Origin of the sequence: Alkalibaculum bacchi (genome assembly GCF_937875145.1) — a bacterium.
Lineage (GTDB): Bacteria > Bacillota > Clostridia > Eubacteriales > Alkalibacteraceae > Alkalibaculum > Alkalibaculum bacchi_A.
Genome location: NZ_CALNCS010000156.1, coordinates 1 through 8,389 on the forward strand (window position 1 = coordinate 1; position 8,389 = coordinate 8,389).

Consider the following 8,389-nt stretch of genomic DNA (forward strand, 5'->3'; position numbering starts at 1 on the left):
CATTTATCAAGGCTAATCCTCCGGAAGATTCCCTCATAATATAGAACGTTCTGTTTATATAAAATGATTGAGGTTATCGAAACTTTTTATTACTTTTTATTCCTATACAGGGATAATAATAATTATATTGACTTGTATTTGTTTGCCTGAAAGTCAAATACTTGCTTATAGTGGCATGAATTTTGCAGTAATACTTCTTGAGGACCATCTTCAATTATTTCCCCATCCTCTATTACAAGTATTCGTGTTGAAAATTATATATTAGGCAATCGGTGGGATGTAAATAATGCAGTTTCTCCATTACGGAAGATTCCCTCATTATATAAAACGTTCTGTTATATCTAAAATGATTGAGGTTATAAAAACTTTTTATTACTTTTTTATTCCTATACAGGGTAATAATAATTATATTGACTTGTATTTGTTTGCTTGGAAGTCAAATAATTGCTTATAGCGGCTTGAATTTTGCAATAGTACTTCTTGGGGACCATCTTCAATTATTTCCCCATCCTCTATTACAAGTATTCGTGTTGAAAGTTTTATATTAGACAATCGGTGTGATGTAAATAATACTGTTTTTCCATCACAAAAGTATTGAAGTCTTTGAAATAATCGATCTTCAGCTTCTGGATCAAGAGACGAAGACGGTTCATCTAGAATTAAAATCTGACTATTTCGGTAAAAAGTTCGACTTAACGAAATCATTTGCTGCTCACCGATTGACATTTCAGCTCCAGTCTCTTTAAATAATTTTGAAATATATGTATCAAGCCCGTTATATAATTTATTATAGACAGCACTTGCACCAGCATTTTTTAAAGCTTCATGCATTTCATATTCATTTTCTTTTTTATTTATATTAGATAGATTGAAATCTTCCCTTAATGTAAAAGCATAATTTTCTGCATTTTGAAAATAACAACAAAACGCCTCATGTAAACTCGCATTATTATAGTCTTTTATATTTATACCATTAATTAAAATTAAGCCTTGTGTTGGGACATAAAAACGAAGAAGAAGTTTTATTATAGTACTTTTACCCGAACCATTTATACCTACTAGGGCCACTCTCTCTCCCTTATGAATTTTAAAATTTATACCCTTTAATACAAAAGCTTCTGTATTAGGATATGCAAACCACACATCTCTAAATTCTATCGATTCTATGCTTTCCAAAAGAATAGTTCCTGATTCTATATTGGTTCTTGGTAAATTTTCAATTTCACGAATATTCTCTATTCTTAGTCTGTTATCATAAAGTGTAGAAATCATCACAATTATAGTTGATATAGAATACAATAACTGTGTTATTAATCCACTATATAAAGAATAATCACCTATTGTGAGATACCCCTCTATTATATTTAAAACAACATCTATCAAAATAGTAATAGATAATATTACAGGTACGCACGTAAATATAGTTGTGGAAATAGTTCTACTTTTTACCTTTTTCTTCTTTTCCTCAAACAAATTACGCCATAAAGATATGTATTTATTTTTGAAAATATTAGCTAAGTTATGTAGTCTAATATCTTGTGAAAACACTTTACTAGTCGCTGTCCTAAAATAATAATCTTTTTCTCTTTGCCCACTAATTTGCTCTATATCAAGTAAGTAAATTAATTTGGTGTAATAAGTAATAATAAACGCAGAAGGGAAAGCAGCTATAGTTAACACCAAGCAATAAATCCAGTTACTATTTAATAGTAATGTAAATGCAATAAGAAAGGAAATCGTAGTGCTTAGAAAGCTTATTGAGCTTCTTAATATGCTAGATACAACATAAGTGTTGTTAACGGCCAGAGCCAATTTATCATATGATTTCGGATTATCAAATAGTTCTATATCCGAGTTTAATGCTACATCTATAATCTTTGCAGTTATAATTCCATTCACACTTTCAGTAAGCATTCCCTCTACATAAGAGTCAAATTTGCCATTAACAACTTTAAAAACAGTAATTATACCGAATAATATAAACAAATTTATCAAACGCTCTTTTATTAAATTATTCTGCCCTAATACTAAAGTATCAAGAATTTCCTTGCTTAGATAGATTGCTATTATCTCCATTATAGGTGTCAATAATCTAAACAAGAAACTTGTTAAAGTATAAAATTTAGATGCTTTCCAAGATAAAGAAAGACAATATCTTAAGGACTGTGTAAAACCTTTTATGTTTAAAATAGCAGTATTTTTTTTATTCATAGTAACCCCCTGATTTTCTATTTGGTTCATCTGGTTTAACTTATAAATTTATTGGTTTACTTTGATATAACCAACAATATAAAACATCTATGATTTCAAAAAGCTGCAGGTTATACAAACATTCCAAGTATTTTTCTTTGTCATATATTGGTTCACCATAAAGAAAATTATTTCTTAGCTCATCACTTATAACACATGCATTTAATTGCGGTGTATGTTTAATAAAGTCTATATACTCATTTAAAATATTTGTCATTACTCCCGGAAGTATATTCTTTATAAAATAATATAGCTTAATAAAAAAAGAATCATTAAACAATATATTCTGTCCCTTTATTGCAATACAAATATAATTAAATTTACCTAATATACGTATTTTTGTTATATTACATGATGTTTTAAGATTAAAATATTCTTCCAAATAATCCTCTATAATGTTGTCCAATACCATAAGTGCAAAATCTTCAACAACTCTGTTATATAGCGATAAATGTACATAAGAGTTCTCTATATAAATTTTTGAACCATTACTGTTTATGTTAAATATACTACTTTTTTTTAATACATGAAATTGTTTTATACGGGTTTCAGATTTTTGCCAAATAGATTTTCCTTTTAAATCGTTAAAAACACTTTTCACATTATTTTGTATGCTATTAAAATCAACAGGACCAACAACAAAAATGAACATAGAAGCGCTATGATAATTTAATTTATGAAATAGAACTGTATCATCAAAAGTAGCTTTTGAAATAAAATCTTTCGTTCCAATTGGTTGAGATAAAGGCATTCCTTTTTTTAAGAAGATAGCCTGTATATTTTGAAGATCTGTTTTAGATTTTAAATATTCAAATTCGAATTCAATATCTCTTCTAACAGTTTCCAAATAATCACACGATAAGTATCGTCCGTTAATAATATTTTCCAGAATTATAAAAGCTTCTTCAATTATATTCATATCATTTACACATTCAATTTCAAAGGATGTATAGTCAAAACTTGTTGTACCTAAGAGTCTATACTTGCTTATAAACTGGACATCATTTTTTAATGCTTCAATTAACATATGCTCTAAAAAATGGGCTACTCCTTTTTTTTCATTATCACAGTTTGCACCTACGCTGATAAGTAGATTAATACAGACCGTTTTAGTATCCGCAACATGGATACACTCTAAATCTAGATTATTTATTAGAAGTTTTTTTATCATAATAAATTACCATCTTCCTTAAATTATATTGGATCATTATTTTAATTTCTCTTGGCTTAATTCTAACAAAGAATAATTACTCTTACAATCTGATATCCATAGCACTCACCCGTTAAATCTGCACCGAAGTGGTTAAATCTGTAATATTACATACATATTAATATATTAAAAATGCTATGGGCTGTCAGTTGTATTTTTAGTTATTTATTCTTACATAGAAGTGTTTGCTGCCACCAGTACAAAATTTCAAACCAACTATCTGATTTCAGACGTTTTTTGAATATTAGGTGATTATTTAATAACGACAACATAATATATTTAGCTGGATTAGATTAGTCTGCGTATTTCCTTCGTTATAGCTAGCTTGCTTCTTAAAAGTGTAAAACTCCTGTAAGTCGGTTTAAGACTGACAGGAGTTTTATTTTAATCGAATAGCTAACCTTTTCAATATTTTATTTGCAAGATATTTTTCAAGTCCTACAAGAATTCCATTTCCTATATAATTTGTGATATCTATACTTTACTTCTATACCTGATAACTAACTCTATCTGAATTCTCAACATGATGATAGTTATCATACAGTTTATCATGGTTATCTCCTATATATTCTGATACTTCATAGAATATATCATCGAAAAACTTGTCCACAATAACATCTTTATTCTCTGAATAAATAAACCCCTGTAATAAGACAATTTACAGAGGAGAAACTAGCGGTTCATGCACCATAATACATTGGGAAAATTATTTATTGGTATTGTTATATTTCTTATTCATTACCTTCATCCTCATCATAGAGAGGCTTGAGCTGTATAATTTTGGGTTTACTCTCCTCGAAATATAATGTTCCCTCTTTTAGATGGAGAAGTTCCTCAATATCCTGTCGATAAAGTGTAATTCCATGCTGTTTAAACGTCTGCAGTATAGTTTTGGAGTCAAGTATATCTTCTTTTATAAGAAGGTCTATTGCCCCCTGAAATATATTTTCATTTAATTTGTATGCTACATCACCTGGTTCTTTTCTACGCCACCCATTCTTGGAAATCTGTCTCATTAAATATTGGAACTGATTATCAGTAATTATCCCAAGTTGGTTAGTTCTATATACCATTGCTTGAATGGATGCTTTCCATTTTTTCTTAAGAAATTGATAATATTTCAAATCAGTTGGATATGCCTGTACATCTTTGCCAAAGCTACTTCTAGGAAGTAATACGGCACTAGCGAACATATTTGCTTGTTTCTCGCGAGCTTTGAATTCTTCTTTAGTAATTAGTTCGAGATTTTCACTCCATGGATGAAGTAATATATGTCCAAGTTCATGAGCCATATCAAATAGAATTCTTCCTTCTGGTTTACTTCCTAGAGCAATAGCTATGAAATACATATCTTGGTTGTCAACGGTAGTCCTTTGACTAAAAGCATCAATCTTATCATCTAGTGTATCAAATCCCGTCATAATAATACCATTCTTCTCCAAGATGAATTGCAGGTTTTTAATTGGATTATCTCCTAGTCCCCAGATCTCTCTAACATGTTCTGCAATTAATTCTATTTGTAACTGGGTTTCTTCTAGCCCCTTATCATCAAATTCATCATCAGTACCATCAAATTCCACGTCAGGTAGGTTAAGAGGTGGAAAGTCAATGTATTCATATAACACCTCATAAATTTTGGCTACATAATCCAATTTAATGCTTTGAGCAGTACGGCTCATTTTTGTTGCAGTTGTTAATGATCTGAAGTAAGTAACATCTGTTATTGTTTCAAATGTATCTTTCTGAAAGAAAAAATCATAAGGAAAATTCAATGTAGATGCTAGTTTCTGTACACGCATGTGTTCAGGTATATTCTTTTCATTTTCATATAGTGAGATTGATTGCTTACTAATTTCTGTTCTATTAGCTAGCTCTGTAAGTGTTAATCCCCTAAACAGTCTAGCGTTTTTTAAGCGCTTACCGTTAAATATTTTTTTGTCCATAATTCTTCATCTCCTGATCTTATTTTGTCAGGCCTGCTTTGGAACCTCCCGTAATTTAGGAGAAAGTCCAAACTTGTTTGACTTGATAGCCACCAGACCTTTTGCTTCATCTTCTGTCTCTTCACTAAGATTTTCATCAAGAAACTCGACATCTGTAAGCCTTGCAAAATCTGGCTTTATATATTCATTAAGAGATGCCGTTTCGATTGTATTGAATTCCTTATCCATAAACTCTAATTGAATATCTCTGACTTCGTTACTGTCTGTATCATAAGCGATGACATAATGTCGATAACCCTCAGTTGGGTCAATCATTCCTTCCACAATAGAATTATAGTCACTTTCCAATTCTTCAGCTTCAAATGGATAAAGATCCATAAGGGTTATCTGTTTTACAGATGCTACATAACTACTATTTTCAATACCCAATATCGTCTGCAAAAAATGGGGTTTATTACGCTGTTTTCTAGGTATGGAACGAAGAGTTTTCTGAGTAGTAATTGTATATGTAATCTTTTCTTTTCTATCTACAATTATTCTTCCCTGCCAAACATATCTTTTAAAAGGTATAAGTTCAATATCTCCTCCAACTACAAGGTTTCGGAGATTCTCATTTATACAATCACCACGAAAATGTATAATCGCATTGTTAGTTTCTTTATGATTTTCTCGAAAATACTCCGGTATATCTTCGACAATAGCTTTATCAATAGCTCGAACAATTCTACGCATAAGATTTTCATTAATTTTTATACCGTCCAATAGAATTACCTCCATTTCTTTATCTGTTTATTATTTTTACATATTAATTGAATTTTGTCAAGTAGAACTACAAAATACTTTAATACTGTACAAAATATAAGTTGATATTATTCGCTAAATGGTATATAATCATTATAACTTATTGGTATAGGAGGAAACACTATGGAATTTGAATATATGACAATAAAACAAGCCTCCACTCTTTGGGGTATAAGCCGCCGCAGAATTCAAGTTCTTTGTGCTGAGGGAAGAGTCTCAGGAGTAAATAAGCTTGGCAATACATGGGCTATACCTAAACACGCCAGTAAGCCAATTGATGCCCGTATTAAAAGTGGCAAATACATAAAAGATAAGGAGTCCATATAATGAAAAAAATTACGGGTATTTCGCTATTTACTGGTGCTGGTGGAATGGATGTAGGGTTCATAAACGCTGGAGTTATGGTAAAGGTTGCAAATGAACTAAACAATTATGCTGCAGATACTTATGTTTCAAATCATCCTGAAACTCTAACCATTCGTGGTGATATAAATCAGAATTTTGATAAACTCACAAACTATACAAATATTGATATTGTATTCGGCGGTCCTCCCTGTCAAGGATTTTCCGTAGCGGGGAAAATGGATCCTAACGATGAGCGTAGTCAATTAATTTGGTCGTTCCTTGATGTGGTAGAAAAAGTTCACCCAACAGTTTTCGTAATGGAAAATGTAAAGGCACTTGGAAAACTTGAAAAATGGGATGCAATAAGACAAAAATACCTAGATAGAGCATTAGAATTAGGCTATACTTGTAACTATTTAATTTTAAATGCAGCTGATTTTGGAGTTTCGCAAAATCGAGAAAGAGTATTCTTTATAGGATCAAGAACTAAAAAAGATTTCTCATTATTTTTGTCAGCTCTAGATAAACATAAGGAAAAACCTAAAACACTTCGTGAATTATTAGGCAGTCTTCCTATAGCAGGTTCGGAGGAAAACCCCATAACTTGTACAGCAAAAATTACACTCGCTACTAATCCTGTGATGAGGAAAAGTCCCTATGCTGGAATGATTTTTAATGGTATGGGACGTCCATTAAACCTCGACTCAGTTTCGACTACACTTCCTGCTTCAATGGGTGGTAATAAAACACCTATCGTTGATACAGCTATTCTTGCTGATCCAAGTGCATATGACTGGATTAAAGATTATCATGGGAAATTAAGTAAAGGTGAAATAACAACATCCTTTGGTCCTGCCCCTGAACATTTAAGACGTTTAACTATAAAAGAGGCTGCGGCTATTCAATCTTTCCCAGACAATTATATTTTCAAGGGTTCAAAATCTGCGATTTATACTCAAATTGGAAATGCTGTACCTTGCAAACTAGCAGAAAGTGTTGCAAAAAGTGTAATAGAAACGTATTTTTAAAAGTAATGGTGCTATGATTCATAGCACCATTTTATTTATTTCATTAAGAAAATTGTTCTAGCTAGCTTACGTAGGTAATCAATAGTTTCTATTTTAAACTTCGTATCTAAAGCTTTCTGTAAAATAAAATACATAAATTTTTTACAGTCCACATTTGGTAGTAGTGCAATTGAACTATTGAAAAAATCCCATGCTGGGAGAATTACAAGGTGAAAATTCTTCTGTGCGTATTCCTTAATTAATGATGACTTAATTGACGGAGCACACCCACCACGAGGTCCTTCTATGAATAATAACTTATCTCCTCCTGCTGCAATAACCTTATCCGCAGCATGTCTAACATCTGTTTCAGCATACTCTTTATCCTTTAATTCATTTGCTAAAAATAGAGTTCCAGTCTGGTAAACATCTAAATCACTAATTTCTTTACTTGAAGCCCCACTTTGGTTAACAGGATGCACTTCTACAATATAATCCTTGCTTTGAAACATTAAATGATATATACCTGCTACCATAAGAGTTAGCACTTCACCTTCATAATTTTCCTGTAAAGAAGAAAAAACATATTTTGCAAGAGTTGAGGGTTGATTAACAGAATAAGGAATAGATATTTCTAAAACCTTATCTTTATCTGTCTTAATAGCTATAGCACGCTTAAGAAAACACACTAGACATGAAAAGGCTTCTTGTTGATCTAACAATGGTAAGTTATCACAAAGTAGATTTAGAAGGGCTTGGTCATTAGGGCATATGGGGACGGTGACTTTTCATTCCATTATATTCCAATTACTTTGCTTTTAGGTAGCCCTGTT

Annotated in this window: 7 protein-coding genes; 2 read left to right on the forward strand and 5 right to left on the reverse strand. The window is 31.2% G+C overall.

Annotation, left to right across the window (positions count from 1 at the left end; genetic code table 11):
* Window positions 1-405: 405 nt before the first annotated feature.
* The 4 genes from Q7P22_RS09435 to Q7P22_RS09450 form a co-directional block, all read right to left on the reverse strand.
* Window positions 406-2,211 carry an ABC transporter ATP-binding protein gene (locus Q7P22_RS09435; RefSeq protein WP_303863568.1) on the reverse strand — a complete coding sequence of 602 codons (1,806 nt, stop codon included), beginning with the start codon at window positions 2,209-2,211 and terminating at the stop codon, window positions 406-408.
* Window positions 2,212-2,251: 40 nt separating this feature from the next.
* Window positions 2,252-3,421, reverse strand: a complete 1,170-nt coding sequence (locus tag Q7P22_RS09440) for an insulinase family protein (RefSeq protein ID WP_303863569.1) — start codon at window positions 3,419-3,421, stop codon at window positions 2,252-2,254.
* Window positions 3,422-4,191: 770 nt separating this feature from the next.
* Window positions 4,192-5,403, reverse strand: coding sequence for an XRE family transcriptional regulator (locus Q7P22_RS09445; RefSeq protein ID WP_303863571.1), 1,212 nt, complete (start codon window positions 5,401-5,403; stop codon window positions 4,192-4,194).
* 27 nt (window positions 5,404-5,430) lie between these two features.
* On the reverse strand, window positions 5,431-6,165 hold the full coding sequence (locus tag Q7P22_RS09450) for a DUF5986 family protein (RefSeq protein ID WP_303863573.1): 735 nt from the start codon (window positions 6,163-6,165) through the stop codon (window positions 5,431-5,433).
* A gap of 162 nt (window positions 6,166-6,327) precedes the next feature.
* On the opposite strand from Q7P22_RS09450, the gene Q7P22_RS09455 reads away from it, so the two are divergent.
* Together Q7P22_RS09455 and Q7P22_RS09460 are read left to right on the forward strand one after the other, a co-directional pair.
* The gene (locus tag Q7P22_RS09455) at window positions 6,328-6,531 is read left to right on the forward strand and encodes a helix-turn-helix domain-containing protein (RefSeq protein WP_303863575.1); all 204 of its coding nucleotides are present in this window, start codon (window positions 6,328-6,330) and stop codon (window positions 6,529-6,531) included.
* A complete protein-coding gene (locus tag Q7P22_RS09460; protein WP_303863577.1) occupies window positions 6,531-7,577 on the forward strand; it encodes a DNA cytosine methyltransferase in 1,047 nt (348 codons plus the stop codon). Before Q7P22_RS09455 ends, Q7P22_RS09460 begins: the two co-directional genes overlap by 1 nt.
* Window positions 7,578-7,612: 35 nt before the next feature.
* On the opposite strand, the gene Q7P22_RS09465 is transcribed toward Q7P22_RS09460, so the two are convergent.
* Window positions 7,613-8,329: a restriction endonuclease, SacI family gene (locus Q7P22_RS09465; RefSeq protein WP_303863579.1), complete on the reverse strand. Its 717-nt coding sequence runs from the start codon at window positions 8,327-8,329 to the stop codon at window positions 7,613-7,615.
* Between the last annotated feature and the right edge of the window lie 60 nt (window positions 8,330-8,389).

Excerpts from the sequence above, each read along its gene's own strand:
- Q7P22_RS09445 (WP_303863571.1), bottom strand. The coding sequence starts at position 5,403 with ATGGACAAAAAAATATTTAACGGTAAGCGCTTAAAAAACGCTAGACTG.
- Q7P22_RS09435 (WP_303863568.1), bottom strand. The coding sequence starts at position 2,211 with ATGAATAAAAAAAATACTGCTATTTTAAACATAAAAGGTTTTACACAG.
- Q7P22_RS09460 (WP_303863577.1), top strand. The coding sequence starts at position 6,531 with ATGAAAAAAATTACGGGTATTTCGCTATTTACTGGTGCTGGTGGAATG.
- Q7P22_RS09455 (WP_303863575.1), top strand. The coding sequence starts at position 6,328 with ATGGAATTTGAATATATGACAATAAAACAAGCCTCCACTCTTTGGGGT.
- Q7P22_RS09440 (WP_303863569.1), bottom strand. The coding sequence starts at position 3,421 with ATGATAAAAAAACTTCTAATAAATAATCTAGATTTAGAGTGTATCCAT.